Source organism: Pantoea sp. BR_17 (genome assembly GCF_041955125.1).
Lineage (GTDB): Bacteria > Pseudomonadota > Gammaproteobacteria > Enterobacterales > Enterobacteriaceae > Pantoea > Pantoea stewartii.
Window position 1 is genome coordinate 98293 of record NZ_JAVAXT010000002.1, and the last position, 16194, is coordinate 114486.

Here is a 16194-nt window from a genome sequence, read left to right on the forward strand (position 1 = left end):
AGTTACTCCAATTTTTGTTGCTGTAACCGCTGTTTAAAATCGTCCCAGTCAAACGCCGGGCCGGGATCGGTTTTCCGTCCCGGTGCAATATCACTGTGGCCGGTAATGCGCGCAGGCGTTAACGGATAATGGGCTAACAACGTCTGCGTGACCTGATGCAGAGCGGCGTATTGTGCCTCGGTATAAGGTTCAATATCCGTGCCCTCCAGTTCAATGCCAATTGAAAAGTCGTTGCAGTTTTCCCGCCCCTCAAACTGCGAGATGCCAGCGTGCCAGGCACGTTTATCAAAGGGAACATATTGCACGATTTCGCCATCACGTCGGATAAGGCAGTGCGCCGCAACGCGCAGATGAGCAATCTCAGCAAAGTAGGGATGCGCGTCGGCAGGCAGCGTGCCGGTGAACAGTTTATCAATCCACGGGCCGCCGAATTCGCCGGGCGGCAGGCTGATATTGTGAATGACCAGAAGGGATGGCGCTTCATTATGCGGCCGATCATTACAATGGGGGGACGGCACCTGTCGCACACCGGACAGCCAACCTTTTTCTACTTTCATGCTGGATTCTCTTCGCAGGACCGGTTTGAGAATAGCATGAATTTTAAGGGATTATTGCGTCAAAATGCGTTGCACTATCGGGCTGATAAACGCACATGTTAAGTATACTAAACAAAAAGTGACTAAGGACTGGTGCCTTCGCGCTATTCAGGCTATGGTAATCGCCTCTGTTACCTGACATTTACTGGAGCGGAACGCGTATGTCTGTGCGTCGCTATGATCCTGACAGTCGCCATCAGGCGCTGCTTGAACGTATTGAAAATGATATCCCCGAGGCCGTTGAACGCTCATTAAAGGAAGATCTCGGCGGTGAGACAGAGAGCGACCGCGACATTACCGCGCAGCTCCTGCCAGCCGACAGTCGGGCACATGCTCAGGTTATTACCCGTGAAGCCGGTGTTTTTTGTGGTAAACGCTGGGTCGAAGAGGTGTTTAACCAGCTAGGCGCGCACACCGCCCTGACATGGCATGTGGAAGATGGACAACATGTTATCCCGGATCAACCCCTGTTTGAGGTTGACGGGCCAGCCCGCCTGTTGCTGACGGCCGAACGCACCGCATTGAATTTTGTACAAACCTTGTCCGGCGTCGCCACGGAAGTCAGCCGCTATGTCGCGCTGCTGGAAGGCACACAGACACAGCTTCTGGATACACGCAAAACATTGCCAGGCCTGCGAACAGCGCTGAAATACGCCGTGCTGTGCGGTGGCGGCAGTAATCATCGCCTCGGCCTGTCCGATGCGTTTCTGATTAAAGAAAACCATATTATTGCCAGCGGCTCAATTCGTCAGGCCGTCGAAAAAGCCTTTTGGCTTTATCCGGATGTCCCTGTGGAAGTCGAAGTTGAATCGCTGAAAGAGCTGGAAGAGGCACTGGCTGCGGCGGCCGACATCATCATGCTGGACAATTTTTCCCTTCAGGCGATGCGCGAGGCGGTGAAGATCACGGCTGGTCGTGCGCTACTGGAGGTGTCAGGCAACGTCACCGAAACGACGATTCGGGACATCGCCGAGACCGGTGTGGATTATGTCTCTGTCGGCGCGCTGACCAAGCATGTGCGTGCTCTGGATCTGTCGATGCGCTTTCAGGCGCAATAATCTCTGTTGCCGTGCCGCCGGCACGGCCTGTTTTGTGCACCAGCATCCAGTGACGTAGTCCTGTTCCTGTAACCCACCAGATTTATTGCCTGCCCTTTTCCACTCTCCGGGTTTCCTGCTGTTATTACCGACAGCGTCTTCCTAGACTGCGGCCTTCTTACTCAGGAGGCACATATGCACTATCAACAAGGATTTACGTTGGTTGAACTAATGATTGTGGTCGGCATCGTGGCGATCCTCAGCGCTATCGGGCTGCCTGCCTATCAAAATTATCTGCAGCGCGCCGCGCTGACCGACATGCTGCAAACCATGGTGCCCTTTAAGACGGCCGTTGAGCTTTGCGCGATTGAACGCGGCGGGCCTGAACAGTGTCAGGCCGGGCAACGCGGTATTCCGCAGGGCACAACATCACGTTACGTGTCGGCGATCACCGTGGTCAACGGCATGATTACCCTGACCGGGCAGGAGAGCCTGAATGGATTAAGCGTAGAAATGCTGCCCGTCTGGGACAGTAACGAAGGCACGCTCGTCTGGCAGCGTACCTGTACCAGCACTAACACCACGTTACGCGACAACTGTCAGGAACAATTCCGCTTTGACAGTCGTGGGGGCACAAATGAGTAAACCCGACGATGCGGTAGCACTGATCTGTCAGCGCTACCGCGCCATCATCCTCGACCACAACGCGACGCATTTACGTCTTGCTGTCGCTGAGCAGGTTCCGCCAGGACTGGCCGAAGCCCTGCAATTTGCCAGCCCGTGTCAGATCGCTATTGAGTGCTGGCCGCAGGCCCGGCTCGAACAGGCTGAAGCGATGCATAGCCCCTTGTGTGCTAAAGAGGGTGCCGCCACAGAATCGGCAATCGATACCGCCAGCCAGCTTCTGCATCAGGCCGCACAGCGGCGGGCCTCAGACATCCATATTGAGCCTTATCAGCACAGCCTGCGTATTCGTCTGCGCATTGACGGCGTGTTGCATCCCCTGCCCCTGCAACGGGACATACAGCCAGCGGCTCTGCTGGCGCGGCTTAAAATTTTGGCCGGGCTGGATATTGCCGAACGTCGTCTGCCACAGGACGGTCAGTTCAGCCATGAGATTGACGGTCAGGTCGCTTCCTTTCGGCTCTCAACGTTGCTGACGCAGGGCGGAGAGAAAGCCGTCGTACGTTTGCTGCAGCGGGAAGGCGCTACACTGTCCCTGGACTCGCTGGGCTTACCCGCGGCACCGCTGCGCCTGCTCAAGGCTGCGCTGGCACAGCCCCAGGGCCTGATTCTGGTCACGGGCCCAACCGGCAGTGGAAAAACGTTTACCCTTTACAGCGGACTGAGCGCGATTAATCAGCCCGGAAAGAACATTTGCAGTGTGGAAGATCCCATTGAGATCCCTTTGCCGGGCATCAATCAGACGCAAATTAATCCAAAGTATGGGCTCGATTTTAATCGTGTGTTACGCGCGCTGCTTCGCCAGGATCCGGATGTCATCATGATAGGCGAAATACGTGACGGCGAGACCGCTGAAATTGCCGTAAAAGCCGCGCAAACCGGTCATCTTGTCCTCTCGACTTTGCACACTAACTCAACGGCTGAAACGCTAACGCGCTTACGCCAGATGGGCATTCCTGGTTATTTACTGGGCTCAGCGTTGCGCCTGATTATTGCTCAGCGCCTGGTCAGACGCCTGTGTCCGCACTGTCGTGAACCTGCACAGGCCGTGGCACATCTCCCGACGTCAGTCTGGCCAGGCACGTTACAAACCTGGCGGGCACCGGGTTGCGATCACTGCTTTTCGGGTTATTTTGGCCGTCTGGCTTTATTCGAACTCCTGCCCGTTACAGCCAAACTGCAAAATGCTATCGCCGCCGAAATGCCTCTGGAGGAGGTATTGGCGCTGGCAAAACAGCAAGGGATGCGCACGCTACAGGCTTCGGGGCTGGACGCTGTCAGCCGCGGCGAAACCTCTCTGGAGGAGATGCAGCGCGTTATTGGGCTCGAATCATGACGCACCTTTTTCTTTATCGCTGGTATGCTGTAGATACACAGGGCAGACTGCAAACGGGTTATCATCTGGCCCCCGACAGTGAGACGCTGTCTGACGACCTTTCGCGCCGGCACTTAGTGCCGGTGAGCGAGAAGCGGGAAAAAATGATGCGCCGACGTGACTGGCGGTCACAGCATAAAATTGATTTCATTCGCCAGCTCGCCACCCTGCTAAAGGCGGGCCTTCCTTTGTCGCAAAGCCTTGATCTGCTGGCATCAGGTCACCCGCATGCCGCCTGGCGGGCGTTGATGCAGGCCTTACAGCATCACGTCTTGCGTGGCGAGCCATTTTCGCAGGCATTACGCCAGTGGCCAGAGGTTTTTCCGCCACTTTTTGCTGCGCTGATGGCGGTCGGCGAGCTGACCGGTCAGTTGGATATCTGCTGCGAACAACTGGCGCAGCAACAAACACGTCAGCAGCATTTGCGCGCTAAGGTTCTGAAAGCCCTGCGTTATCCCCTGTTTATTCTGTTCGTGGCGTTGGCAGTCACCTGCGGTATGTTGCTGTTTGTGTTGCCGGAGTTTGTTTCCGTCTATGCCTCGTTTGACGCGCCTTTACCCGCCTTCACCGCCGCCGTTATCACCCTGTCCGACGCATTACAGGCGGGCGGATTGCCGTTAATCGGGGGCATTGCCCTGCTGGCGACGGGCTGGTACCACGCGCGGCGGTGCTCTGAAAACTGGCAGCGCTGTGAGCAACGCGCCCTGCTGCGTGTGCCGGTTATCGCCGGGCTATGGCAGGGCAGTCAACTGACGCAAATCTACAGTGTGTTGCAACTGACCCAGCAGGCAGGATTAACCCTGCTCCAGGGTCTTGATGCGGCCTGTGTCACGTTGTCATCGCGGCTGTGGCAGGATGCCATCAAGGCTATTCAGCAGCACATTGCGCAAGGCAATCCTCTGCATCAGGCGTTGCACGCGCATCCCCTGTTTACGCCACTTTGTCGTCAGTTGATTCGTGTGGGCGAAGAGTCAGGCGCACTGGATGTGATGCTGGCGCGTCTGGCTGAATGGCATGAAAGAGAAACGCTGACGCGGGCTGATAATCTGGCCGCCTCGCTGGAGCCCGTGATGATGGTGGTGATTGGCGGCATTGTCGGCACACTGGTGATCGCCATGTATCTGCCTGTGTTTGGGCTAGGTGAGGCCATGCAGTAAAGGTGCTCCGTTCCTTTACTGCATGCTGAGCAGGCGGGGTTAACGGGAAAAGATGCGGTTTTCCTGCTCGGCCACCCGAATAAACGTGGTGCGCTTGGTTAACTCTTTTAGCCGCTCAGCTCCCACATAGGTGCAGGCAGAACGAAGCCCGCCGAGAATATCGCGAAGGGTTTCTTCTACCGGCCCGCGCAAGGGGAGTTTCACTGTTTTCCCTTCTGCCGCACGATATTCCGCCACGCTTCCCGCATGACGTTTCATTGCGGATTCTGAGCTCATGCCGTAAAACAGCATAAACCGCTCGCCGTTTTCTTCTGTAATTCGGCCTTCGCACTCATCATGTGCCGCCAGCATACCGCCCAGCATGACAAAATCCGCGCCGCCACCAAACGCTTTGGCGATATCACCCGGCACAGCGCATCCGCCATCGCTGACGATTTGCCCACTCAGGCCGTGCGCCGCATCGGCGCACTCAATCACGGCAGAGAGCTGCGGATATCCCACGCCGGTTTTGACGCGCGTGGTGCAGACTGAGCCCGGTCCAATCCCCACCTTCACGATATCGGCTCCGGACAGGATTAGCTCTTCGACCATTTCCCCCGTGACGACGTTACCCGCACAAATCGTTTTGCCCGGGAAGATCTCACGCGCACGCTTCAGGAAATCGACAAAGTGCTCAGAATAACCATTGGCAACGTCAATACAGATGAACTGCAGGTCATCGCAAATGGCCATGACCGCGATAAGTTTGGTGAGATCGGCGTCTGAGGTGCCGGTAGATACCATCACATATTTCAGTACTGATGCCGGTACGCGTTGAACAAACGCCCGCCAGTCTTCCACACTGTAGTGTTTGTGTACGGCTGTTAAGACATTGAAACTGGCCAGCGCCTCGGCCATTGAAAAAGTCCCCACCGTATCCATGTTGGCCGCGATAACAGGTACGCCGCGCCAGTCCAGGCCGGAGTGTTTGAACGTAAAGCTGCGATCCAGTTCGACCTGAGATCGGCTTTTCAGCGTGGAGCGCTTTGGACGAATCAGTACGTCTTTAAAGCCCAGTTTCAAATCTTCTTCAATGCGCATACATAGTGTCCTGGTAAGAGGTTATTCATCGCCATGAAGGGCGTTATCACAAAGCCAGTCACCTCATGATACGCGCCATTTGCACCGCAACAAGAGTGCGAATTTCACTTTATTTACGCTACAATCCATCAGATTCGACGGCGTCTTTCTAACGAAATCGGACGCGCAACATGATCGTGTCGTAACGCTTTGGCTTACCTGTGACTGAACGACTATGAGAGTGAGAGTGAGAGATACGCCCTACACGGTGGCGCTGACCGGTGGCATTGGCAGCGGCAAGAGCACTATTGCCGCGTACTTTGCTGCAGAAGGCGTGACGATCATTGACGCTGATGTCATTGCCCGCGAGGTCGTCGAGCCGGGCACGCCTGCTCTGCAGGCGATTGTTGCACGCTATGGTGACAGTATTCTGACCGATCAGGGAACACTGCAACGTGCGCGATTAAGAGAGATTATTTTTGCGGCACCTGATGAAAAAAACTGGCTAAACGCGCTGCTTCATCCCCTGATTAACGCCCGCACACAGCAGCTTAAAGCGCAGGCGACCTCACCTTATGTCCTGTGGGTCGTGCCGTTGCTGGTTGAAAACCAGCTCCAGCATCAGGCCGATCGGGTTTTGGTTATCGACACCGATGAAGAAACACAGCTGAAACGTACGCTCGCACGCGACAACGTTTCTCCTGAGCAGGCTAAACGCATTCTTGCGGCACAGGCGACGCGCCAACAGCGCCTCGCCTGTGCCGATGATATTATTGATAACAGTGGCGCGCCTGAAAATGCGCTACCCCAGGTTGCCAGACTTCATCAGCGTTATCTGAAGCTTGCGGCAGCGAAACAGGATTAATCCATGAGTACAGTCGTTCTGTTTGAACATCCACTGAATGAAAAAATGCGCACCTGGCTGCGTGTCGAATTCCTGATCGATCAGTTGCATCAGGTTACGCCATTGGAAAATACCGCCACGGCACTGACTTTTTTTCGTCTGATCGGCGAACTGCTGGATATCTTTGAACGCGGCGACATGCGCACCGAATTGCTGAAAGAGCTTGAGCGTCAGCAAACCAAACTGCGCGCGTGGGCAGATGTGCCCGGCGTCGATATGTCCGTGGTGGATGCATTGCGCGACAAACTAAAAGCACAATCTGTTCTGCTTAACAGTGCGCCACGTATGGGGCAGCAACTGAGGGAAGATCGTCTGATTGCTCTGGTTCGTCAGCGGCTCAGTATTCCGGGCGGGTGCTGCAGTTTCGATCTGCCTGGTCTGCACATCTGGCTGCATCTGCCGCAGACAACACGTGATGCGCAGGTGACAAGCTGGATGGAAACCCTGATACCGCTGCACAGCACACTGGCCATGTTGCTCGATTTAATCCGTCAGTCGGGCACTTACCGTTTACAAACCAGTCTGAACGGTTTTTATCAGGATAATGCCGAAGGCGCCGATCTTCTGCGTCTGCAACTGGACATAGAGGACGCACTTTATCCTCAGGTATCCGGTCATAAGAGCCGTTTTGCGATACGTTTTATGCCACTGGACAGTGAGCGCGGTGAAGTCCCTGCGCGCCTCAACTTCCAACTGGCCTGTTGTTAGAGGTGAACATGCAGGAAGAAATTATGACCGTTAACTGTCCGCAGTGCGGTAAAACGGTTATCTGGGATGAACTGAGCCCGTGGCGGCCGTTTTGCAGCAAACGTTGTCAGTTAATTGACCTTGGCGAATGGGCTGCGGAAGAAAAGCGCATACCCAGCAGCGATGAGTTGAACGACAGTGACAACTGGAGTGAAGAAGAACGCTAAGTCACGCGGTGGGGCATAATGCCCCACCCTGTTACAGTTCGCCCGCCACCAGACGCGCTATCAGTTCATGATTTGCCGCCGGAAATTCTTCAGCGATCAGCGCCCGCTGTTCGACCCAACGCTGTGGCTGCCCCTCTTTGCCCCAGGGTTCACCTTTCCAGCCTTCGACCAGGAAAAAATGCAGCGTCACACGCAGATCGTCATAGGTATGATCTTTGATGCTAATGGCGCGGGCATCAGTCACCTCAATGCCGGTTTCTTCGAGCAGTTCGCGCACTAAACCCTGCTCAGGGCTTTCACCCGCTTCAATTTTACCGCCGGGAAATTCCCACTTATTGGCCATGTAGGAGGAAGCCGCACGCTGGGCAAGAAAAATGTGTTTATCGGCATTGCGGATAATGCCGACGGCAACCTGCAGGTGCTTCATGAAGGTATCCTGAAGAGTGGGTGAATGAGCGCTGATTCTAAAACATGTTAAGCGGGTTGTTAACCGCGCCATCGTTCAGCGGACAAAAAGCCAAAAAAAAGGAGCCAGAGGCTCCTTTTCAGTCAATACGTTATCAGGCCAGGCGACCATGACACTGTTTGTATTTCTTACCTGAACCGCATGGGCAAGGATCGTTACGTCCGACTTTACGCTCGCCGCCCTGCTGGGCAAGCGACTCGGCCGCCAGCACATCTTCGCTGACATGGCTGAGATGCTGCTGCTGCGCCAGACGCTCTGCCTCTTCGCGACGTTGCTGCTCCATCGCTTCCACTTCTTCTGGCATTCGCACCTGCACCTTGCTCAGTGTGCTGATGACTTCATACTTCAGCGTTTCAAGCATGGCGGCAAACATGGCAAACGATTCACGTTTATATTCCTGCTTCGGATCTTTCTGCGCGTAGCCACGTAAGTGGATGCCCTGACGCAGATAATCCATTGCCGCCAGGTGCTCTTTCCACAGGGAGTCCAGCGTTTGCAGCATCACGCCTTTCTCAAAGTTACGCATCATCTCCGCGCCCACGATCTCTTCTTTCGCCGCATAGCTATCGGCAGCGTGTTTCATAATGCGCTCACGCAGCGTCTCTTCATGCAGGTCCGGTTCTTTATCCAGCCATTCACTGATTGGCAGATCCAGATCGAAATCGTTACGCAGGCGCTCTTCCAGTCCCGGTACGTCCCACATTTCTTCCAGTGACTGCGGTGGAATGTAGCTGTCGATAATCGATTTATAGACGTCTTCGCGAATACTGTTGATGGTATCGGAGACATCAGAAACATCCAGCAGCTCATTACGCTGGCTATAGATCGCGCGGCGTTGGTCATTCGCCACATCATCGTATTCCAGCAGTTGCTTACGAATATCGAAGTTACGGCTTTCCACTTTACGCTGTGCGTTGGCAATCGCTTTGGTTACCCACGGGTGCTCAATGGCCTCGCCCGGCTTCATTCCCAGCTTGCGCATCATGTTAGAAACACGATCAGAGGCAAAAATACGCATCAGCGCATCTTCCATTGACAGGTAGAAACGTGAAGAACCCGCGTCCCCCTGACGACCCGCACGACCGCGCAGCTGGTTGTCAATACGACGCGATTCATGGCGTTCCGTACCGACGATATGTAAGCCACCTGACGCCAGCACGGCATCGTGACGAACCTGCCAGGCCGCTTTAATCGCCTCGATCTGCTCTTCAGTCGGATCCTGCAGCTCAGCGACTTCGGCATGCCAGCTACCGCCCAGCATAATATCGGTACCACGGCCCGCCATGTTGGTGGCGATGGTCACGGCACCCGGCTGACCAGCCTGAGCAACAATATCCGCTTCGCGGGCGTGGAATTTGGCGTTCAGAACATTGTGCTTAATGCCTGCGCGTGTCAGCTCGTTTGATACAACTTCTGACTTCTCGATCGAAATCGTACCTACCAGTACCGGTTGCCCTTTCGCGGTACGTTCGCGAATATCCTCAATAATGGCATCGATCTTCTCTTTCTCTGTCATGTAGACCAGATCGGCCAGATCTTTACGCACCATCGGACGGTTGGTTGGCACAACGATGGTATCGAGCTTGTAGATGGAGCTGAACTCAAACGCTTCTGTATCAGCCGTACCCGTCATACCGGCCAGCTTTTCATAGAGGCGGAAGTAGTTCTGGAAGGTGATCGATGCCAGCGTCTGGTTTTCGTTCTGGATTTCAACGCCTTCTTTGGCTTCAACGGCCTGATGCAGACCATCAGACCAGCGACGTCCTTGCATGGTACGACCGGTATGCTCATCGACAATGATGACTTCGCCATCTTTAACGATGTAATCAACATCGCGCGTGAACAGCGCATGTGCACGCAGCGCAGCCGTCACGTGATGCATCAGCATGATATTCGTCGGTGAATAGAGGGATTCACCTTCCACCATAATGCCCTGGCTCACCAGCAGCTCTTCGACTTTCACCAGGCCGCGCTCGGTCATGTGCGCCTGACGCGCTTTCTCGTCAACCCAGAAATCGCCTTCACCCTGGAAGTGGTCAGAATCTTCTTTTTCCTGACGGATCAGGTGAGGAATGATTTTGTTCACTTTGGTATAGAGTTCAGAGCTGTCTTCTGCCGGACCTGAGATGATCAGTGGCGTTCGCGCTTCGTCAATGAGGATGGAGTCGACCTCATCCACCAGCGCATAGTGCAGTTTACGCTGTACGCGCTCTTCAGGGCTGAACGCCATGTTGTCGCGCAGATAGTCGAAGCCATATTCGTTGTTCGTACCGTAAGTGATGTCCGCTGCATAGGCTTCACGTTTGGCAACGGAAGGCAGACCTGACATGTTGATACCGACACTCAGACCAAGAAATTCAAACAACGGGCGGTTATTTTCCGCATCACGCTGGGCCAGGTAATCGTTGACGGTAACAACATGAACGCCTTTACCGGTCAGGGCATTCAGGTAGGCTGGCAGCGTTGCCGTAAGCGTTTTACCTTCACCGGTACGCATCTCAGCAATACAGCGGTTGTTGAGTACCATACCGCCAATCAGCTGGACATCAAAGTGACGCATGCCAAAGACGCGTTTACTGGCTTCACGCACGGTTGCAAAGGCTTCCGGAAGTAAACTCTCCAGCGACTCGCCTTTTTTCAGGCGCTCACGGAACAGTTCCGTTTTCGCTTTCAGTTCTTCATCAGAGAGCTTTTCAAAATCCGGTTCCATCTTGTTGATGATATCAACGGTTTTACGCATGCGGCGCAAAGTACGATCATTGCTGCTACCAAAAACCTTGGTTAACATTTTGATTAACATAATAAATATATTCTCAATTCAGCCGAATCGTCGGACTGCGAAATCTAAAAGGGTGTAATGAAAGTGATTAGCAGAACAATGAAGCGGGGCCAGCACGGATACCGTGCACTTTGCCATGCCAGGCTGCTCGCGTCAGGGCAGGCGCGTCAGACACAGGCAGCAGAGACAAACCAAAGGCGTCGTATGTCTGTGCTGTCTGGGAGGTCAATAAGGCATGAAGTGAATCGATTAACGCCAGCTTTTGCGCGGCCAGCGGATGTACCTGCTCTTCCGCCTGAGACTGCGGCGTCAGCGTGAAAGAGAGGTGGCGGATAACCGTGCGAATGGCATGCTGGTGCCAGTAGTCAACCGTAAAACTGGGACGTCGCGAGGCTTCCTGAAGACGAATAAGATGATCGAAACGAACGGCATTGCCGATGAACAGGCTGCTGGCTGAGGATTCGGATCCGGTGTTAAGTTCCGCTGTTTGCGCACACGCCGGCAAGCCGAGACTGGCCGCCACCATTCCTAGCAGGAAATGAGGCCAGAAATAGCGTCTACCTATTTGTCGCCAGCGTAGAAGGATTCCGATCACAATTGTTCCATTGCGCATAACAATTTCATTATTCACTGCTGTTTTCAGCAGCATGCAGCCTGTAAAAGCGCCAGAGATAGTAACACTAATGTGGCGTGCCGACACCTGCGTTTAAAGCGACAACGGAAGAAATCGCACCTGATTGTGCAGCAATTCAGCAATTGTTTGCTTTAGCATGTGAAGAGTGTCGCAACACACAGAGAGCGAGGGCGGGGCAATAAAAAACGGCCGGAGCGACTGACCGGAGAGAGTGTCAGCGCAACCAGCCGTTTTTACGTTCTGATCAGGAATTAAGCCAGAACCAGATTTGGTGCTTTAAACGCCAGTGGCAATTCAGCTTCGTCTTCGAAGGTCGCCCATTCCCAGGCTTCCTGCTTAGCCAAAACGGCCTGCAGCAGTTTGTTGTTCAATGCATGGCCCGATTTGTACGCGGTAAACGCGCCGATAATGTTATGGCCACACATAAACAGATCGCCGATAGCGTCCAGCATTTTGTGACGGACAAACTCGTCTTCAAAACGCAGACCTTCTTCATTAAGCACGCGGAAATCATCAAGGCCTATCGCACAATCTAAACTACCGCCCAGGCACAGGCCTTTAGACTGCAGATATTCGATTTCATGCATGAAGCCAAAGGTGCGTGCACGGCTAATCTGACGAACAAACGCTTCGGCAGAAAATTTCATCTGGTAACGCTGAGAGCTGGCATCGATAGCCGGGTGTTTGAAATCAATAGTGAAATCAAGCGAAAAACCGTTATACGGTTTAATTTCCGCCCATTTATCACCATCTTCAACACGCACGGTTTGCTTAACGCGCACAAACTTCTTGGCGCTACTGAGCTGCTCGATACCTGCATCCATCAGCAGATAGATAAAAGGCGCTGCGCTGCCATCCATAATCGGGATTTCAGGTGCATCGACTTCCACAATAATGTTGTCGATGCCCAGGCCCGCCAGTGCGGCATTTAAGTGTTCAACTGTCGAAATACGCACGCCTTCATCATTCACCAGGCAGGTACTCAGCATGGTGTCGCGCACGTATTTTGCATCAGCCGGAAAATCAACCGGGGGATTCAAGTCGGTGCGACGATAGATGACCCCGGTATTAGCCGGTGCAGGGCGCAACGTCAGGCTGACTTTCTTGCCGGTATGTAAACCGACACCTGTCGCCTGAACAATACGTTTTAATGTCCTTTGTTTGATCATCGTAATTATCTCGCAATATTACTTTCCGACCGCCAGTATACGTTACCAGCGGGCGAACACTTTAGCACAAAGAGCGGGAAAACCCAATTATAAGGTTATTCCTAGTCGGCCTGCTTACGCAAAAACGCCGGGATATCAAGGTAATCTGGCTCTTTGTTCGATTGCGCATTCTGATCGTTCACCACTTTCGCTGCAGGTTTCTGCTCCTGCGGCAGCGGCGACATACCGTGCTGCTGGTAACGGTGATCCATCACTGGCTGGCTGGCCGGTTTGTTGGTGACCAGCGTGATTTCAGGACGCTTGTCCATACCAATACCGGTTGCCACCACGGTGACGCGCAGTTCATCGTTCATTTCTGGATCCAGAGAGGTACCGATAACCACGGTGGCGTTGTCTGAGGCGAAGGCGCGGATGGTATTACCCACGGTTTCGAACTCATCCAGACGCAGGTCAAAGCCCGCCGTGATGTTGACCAGCACGCCACGCGCACCAGACAGGTCGATATCTTCCAGCAGTGGGCTGGAAATCGCCATCTCAGCAGCTTCTTCCGCACGATCTTCACCGCATGCCACGCCAGAGCCCATCATGGCATAACCCATTTCTGACATGACGGTACGCACGTCAGCAAAGTCGACGTTCATCAGGCCAGGGCGGGTAATCAGTTCAGCGATACCCTGCACTGCGCCTTTCAGTACGTCGTTGGCTGCGCCAAAAGCGTCGAGCAGCGAAATGCCGCGCCCAAGCACTTTTAACAGCTTGTCGTTAGGAATGGTGATCAGTGAATCGACGTGCTTAGACAGCTCTGCGATCCCCTGCTCGGCAAACGCCATGCGCTTCTTGCCTTCGAAGTTGAAAGGCTTGGTCACGACCGCAACGGTCAGAATACCTAAATCTTTCGCCACTTCAGCTACAACAGGCGCTGCACCGGTACCGGTACCGCCACCCATTCCCGCTGCGATGAACACCATGTCTGCCCCTTCCAGCGCAGAACGCAGTGCTTCGCGATCTTCCTCTGCAGAGTTACGGCCCACTTCCGGGTTCGCACCCGCACCCAGCCCTTTGGTAATGTTATTACCGATCTGGATGGTCTGGCCGACCGCTGTTTTACGCAGCGCCTGGGCGTCGGTGTTAACAGCGAAGAATTCCACACCTTCGATACGCTCGCGTACCATGTGCTCTACGGCGTTGCCGCCGCCACCGCCGACGCCGATGACTTTAATCACCGCGTCATTGGTTAATTCCATAGGTTCAAACATGATTTCTCTCCGTTATGTGCCTGTCGCCTGGAGATCACAAAAGAAAACAGCATGATCCCCTTTTACAAAAATTAAAACTCTTTTTTTAACCAACTATTGATACGTTTAAACCAGTTGCCGACTGAAACCCGCTTTTCCGCCTCTGCGTCACCGTTCATGTGTGACTCTTTGCCGTAATGCAACAGCCCTACCGCCGTGGAATAGTAAGACTCCTGCGCGTAGTCCGTCAGGCCAGTAATGTTCAGCGGCTGTCCAATGCGCACCTGCGTATGGAATACGCGCTGCGCGCAGGCGGCCAGACCTTCAATCTGCGCCGCACCGCCGGTTAATACAATCCCCGCAGCAAGATGGTGTTTCACTCCCTGCTGGCGAAGCTGCTCTTGCAACTGCAAAATCTCGTCATTGACCAGATTTAAAAGTTCGGTGTAACGCGGCTCAATTACCTCAGCCAGCGTCTGACGCTGTAAGCTCCGTGGCGGACGTCCGCCAACGCTCGGCACTTCAACGTTCTCATCTTTTCCAACAATCGATCCCAGCGCGCAACCATGCCGGACTTTAATCGCTTCCGCATCGGTAGGCGGCGTGCCAAAGGCGTACGCAATATCGCTGGTAACTACATTGCCCGCATAGGGAATGACCTTCGTGTGGCGCAGTGCACCGCCAGTATAGACGGCGATATCCATTGTGCCGCCCCCGATATCCACCACGCAAACGCCCAGTTCGCGTTCATCTTCGGTCAGTACAGCAAAGCTGGACGCCAGACCGGCAAAAATCAGTTGGTCAACTTTGAGGCCACAACGTTCAACGGCTTTAACAATATTTTTCGCCATATCATTGTGACAGGTGATCAAATGGACTTTCGCCTGCATACGTACACCGGAAAGGCCGACCGGGTTCTTGATGCCTTCCTGGTAATCGATGGCATATTCCTGAGGAATAACGTGCAGAATGCGATGCTCGTCACGAACGCGCACAGACTTTGCCGTGTGCACCACATTCTCTACATCATCCTGAGTCACTTCCTCTTCTGAAATCGGAACCATCCCGATTTCGTTCTGGCAGCTGATATGTTTGCCCGATAATGCAAGGTAGACGGAGGAAATCTGGCAATCCGCCATCAACTCAGCCTGATCAATGGCGCGCTGTACGCATTTCACCACCGACTCAAGATCGTTAACGCCACCTTTATCCATACCGCGGGACGGACAACTGCCGACCCCAATAATATTGACCATACCATCGGGCAGAATTTCCCCAACCAGGGCGGCGACTTTCGCAGTGCCGATTTCGAGTCCAACTACCAGTTTTCTGTCCGTTGCCTTGATCATTGTTGTTTAGCCTGTGCCTGGTTTTGTTGCTGATTACTGTCCTGTGGCTCCATCACTATCGGTGTCCAGCCAACGGAGGCGCCAGAGTCATAGCGTAAATCAACGGAGTTGATGCGCTTGTGTTCATTCTCGCCTTGTTGCTGCAACACCGGATAAAGCTCAATAAAACGATTCAGACGCTTCATGGTATCGGTACGGCCCAGTTCGATACGTACATCGTCACTGGTCACCAGCTGCCATGAACGTCGTGCCGTCATCGACGCCACCTTCAGGGTAAACTTCCTGGCTTTCAGCACATCATCCATACTGTGATAGCCCGCCAGGACCTCTTTTTCACTGCCTTCTGGCCCATACAACATGGGCAACGCTTCTTTGCCCATATGATTGGCCGGTACGCTAAATGACACGCCGTCGCTGTCCACCATATGCGCGTCGTTCCAGCGTGCCACCGGCGTGTACTCAACCAGATGAATCTTCAGTTCATCAGGCCACTGTTTGCGCACACTGACCTGTTTAATCCACGGCAACCGTTCAATCTGCTGCTGGATAATGTTCACATCCTGCGACATAAAGGTGCCGGGTGGCCCCAGGGATAAAATCGCCTGGCGGATGTCGTCGTGGGTGGTGTAATGCAACTCACCGGTGACCACCAGTTTCGACAGGGGTAAGCGGGATGCATCGTTCATCCACTTCAGCACCACTAATCCACCCGCAATCATTATGCCCATCACCATCAGCAGAAAGACGATGCCAAACAGCCGGGCACCGTTACTGCGGCCGGTGCGTGCCCGCTCCTGCGCCTCACGATTGCGTACATTCATCGCCGCCTGTGACAT

Annotated in this window: 16 protein-coding genes; 7 read left to right on the forward strand and 9 right to left on the reverse strand. The window is 54.0% G+C overall.

Features of this window, described 5'->3' with window-relative positions:
* Positions 1–2 precede the first annotated feature (2 nt).
* Complete coding sequence (gene ampD, locus RAC60_RS04100; protein ID WP_006117696.1) at positions 3–557, reverse strand: 1,6-anhydro-N-acetylmuramyl-L-alanine amidase AmpD; 555 nt, start codon at positions 555–557, stop codon at positions 3–5.
* A gap of 200 nt (positions 558–757) precedes the next feature.
* On the opposite strand from ampD, the gene nadC reads away from it, so the two are divergent.
* The 4 genes from nadC to hofC all read left to right on the forward strand — a co-directional run bounded on the left by nadC (position 758) and on the right by hofC (position 4849).
* Positions 758–1654, forward strand: coding sequence for a carboxylating nicotinate-nucleotide diphosphorylase (gene nadC, locus RAC60_RS04105; RefSeq protein ID WP_324029050.1), 897 nt, complete (start codon positions 758–760; stop codon positions 1652–1654).
* 174 nt (positions 1655–1828) lie between these two features.
* Positions 1829–2278, forward strand: a complete 450-nt coding sequence (gene ppdD / locus RAC60_RS04110; RefSeq protein ID WP_006117693.1) for a prepilin peptidase-dependent pilin — start codon at positions 1829–1831, stop codon at positions 2276–2278.
* Positions 2271–3653 carry a type II secretion system protein GspE gene (gene gspE, locus RAC60_RS04115; protein ID WP_375092737.1) on the forward strand — a complete coding sequence of 461 codons (1383 nt, stop codon included), beginning with the start codon at positions 2271–2273 and terminating at the stop codon, positions 3651–3653. Before ppdD ends, gspE begins: the two co-directional genes overlap by 8 nt.
* Positions 3650–4849, forward strand: a complete 1200-nt coding sequence (hofC, locus tag RAC60_RS04120) for a protein transport protein HofC (protein ID WP_324029054.1) — start codon at positions 3650–3652, stop codon at positions 4847–4849. Before gspE ends, hofC begins: the two co-directional genes overlap by 4 nt.
* A 39-nt stretch (positions 4850–4888) precedes the next feature.
* On the opposite strand, the gene RAC60_RS04125 is transcribed toward hofC, so the two are convergent.
* Positions 4889–5929 (reverse strand): GMP reductase, encoded by a 1041-nt coding sequence (locus RAC60_RS04125; protein WP_033740262.1) that lies wholly within the window; start codon positions 5927–5929, stop codon positions 4889–4891.
* Between the two features lie 214 nt (positions 5930–6143).
* Here RAC60_RS04125 and coaE point away from each other — a divergent pair, with 214 nt between their 5' ends.
* The 3 genes from coaE to yacG are packed head-to-tail and all read left to right on the forward strand — an operon-like array spanning position 6144 to position 7726.
* Positions 6144–6773, forward strand: a complete 630-nt coding sequence (gene coaE / locus RAC60_RS04130) for a dephospho-CoA kinase (protein WP_324029056.1) — start codon at positions 6144–6146, stop codon at positions 6771–6773.
* 3 nt (positions 6774–6776) lie between these two features.
* Positions 6777–7520 (forward strand): cell division protein ZapD, encoded by a 744-nt coding sequence (gene zapD / locus RAC60_RS04135; protein ID WP_006117688.1) that lies wholly within the window; start codon positions 6777–6779, stop codon positions 7518–7520.
* 8 nt (positions 7521–7528) lie between these two features.
* The gene (gene yacG / locus RAC60_RS04140; RefSeq protein ID WP_006117687.1) at positions 7529–7726 is read left to right on the forward strand and encodes a DNA gyrase inhibitor YacG; all 198 of its coding nucleotides are present in this window, start codon (positions 7529–7531) and stop codon (positions 7724–7726) included.
* Between the two features lie 31 nt (positions 7727–7757).
* Here the strand turns inward: yacG and mutT are convergent, their stop codons facing one another.
* The 7 genes from mutT to ftsQ all read right to left on the reverse strand — a co-directional run bounded on the left by mutT (position 7758) and on the right by ftsQ (position 16194).
* A complete protein-coding gene (gene mutT, locus RAC60_RS04145) occupies positions 7758–8153 on the reverse strand; it encodes an 8-oxo-dGTP diphosphatase MutT (RefSeq protein WP_324029058.1) in 396 nt (131 codons plus the stop codon).
* A 133-nt stretch (positions 8154–8286) separates the two neighbouring features.
* Positions 8287–10992 (reverse strand): preprotein translocase subunit SecA, encoded by a 2706-nt coding sequence (gene secA, locus RAC60_RS04150; RefSeq protein ID WP_033740260.1) that lies wholly within the window; start codon positions 10990–10992, stop codon positions 8287–8289.
* Positions 10993–11059: 67 nt separating this feature from the next.
* Entirely contained in the window at positions 11060–11566 is a 507-nt protein-coding gene (secM, locus tag RAC60_RS04155) for a secA translation cis-regulator SecM (protein ID WP_233255760.1), read from the reverse strand.
* Between the two features lie 290 nt (positions 11567–11856).
* Positions 11857–12774: a UDP-3-O-acyl-N-acetylglucosamine deacetylase gene (gene lpxC / locus RAC60_RS04160; RefSeq protein ID WP_033740259.1), complete on the reverse strand. Its 918-nt coding sequence runs from the start codon at positions 12772–12774 to the stop codon at positions 11857–11859.
* A gap of 101 nt (positions 12775–12875) precedes the next feature.
* Entirely contained in the window at positions 12876–14030 is a 1155-nt protein-coding gene (gene ftsZ, locus RAC60_RS04165) for a cell division protein FtsZ (RefSeq protein WP_006117682.1), read from the reverse strand.
* A gap of 71 nt (positions 14031–14101) precedes the next feature.
* A complete protein-coding gene (gene ftsA, locus RAC60_RS04170) occupies positions 14102–15358 on the reverse strand; it encodes a cell division protein FtsA (RefSeq protein ID WP_006117681.1) in 1257 nt (418 codons plus the stop codon).
* Positions 15355–16194: a cell division protein FtsQ gene (gene ftsQ / locus RAC60_RS04175; RefSeq protein WP_033740258.1), complete on the reverse strand. Its 840-nt coding sequence runs from the start codon at positions 16192–16194 to the stop codon at positions 15355–15357. Before ftsQ ends, ftsA begins: the two co-directional genes overlap by 4 nt.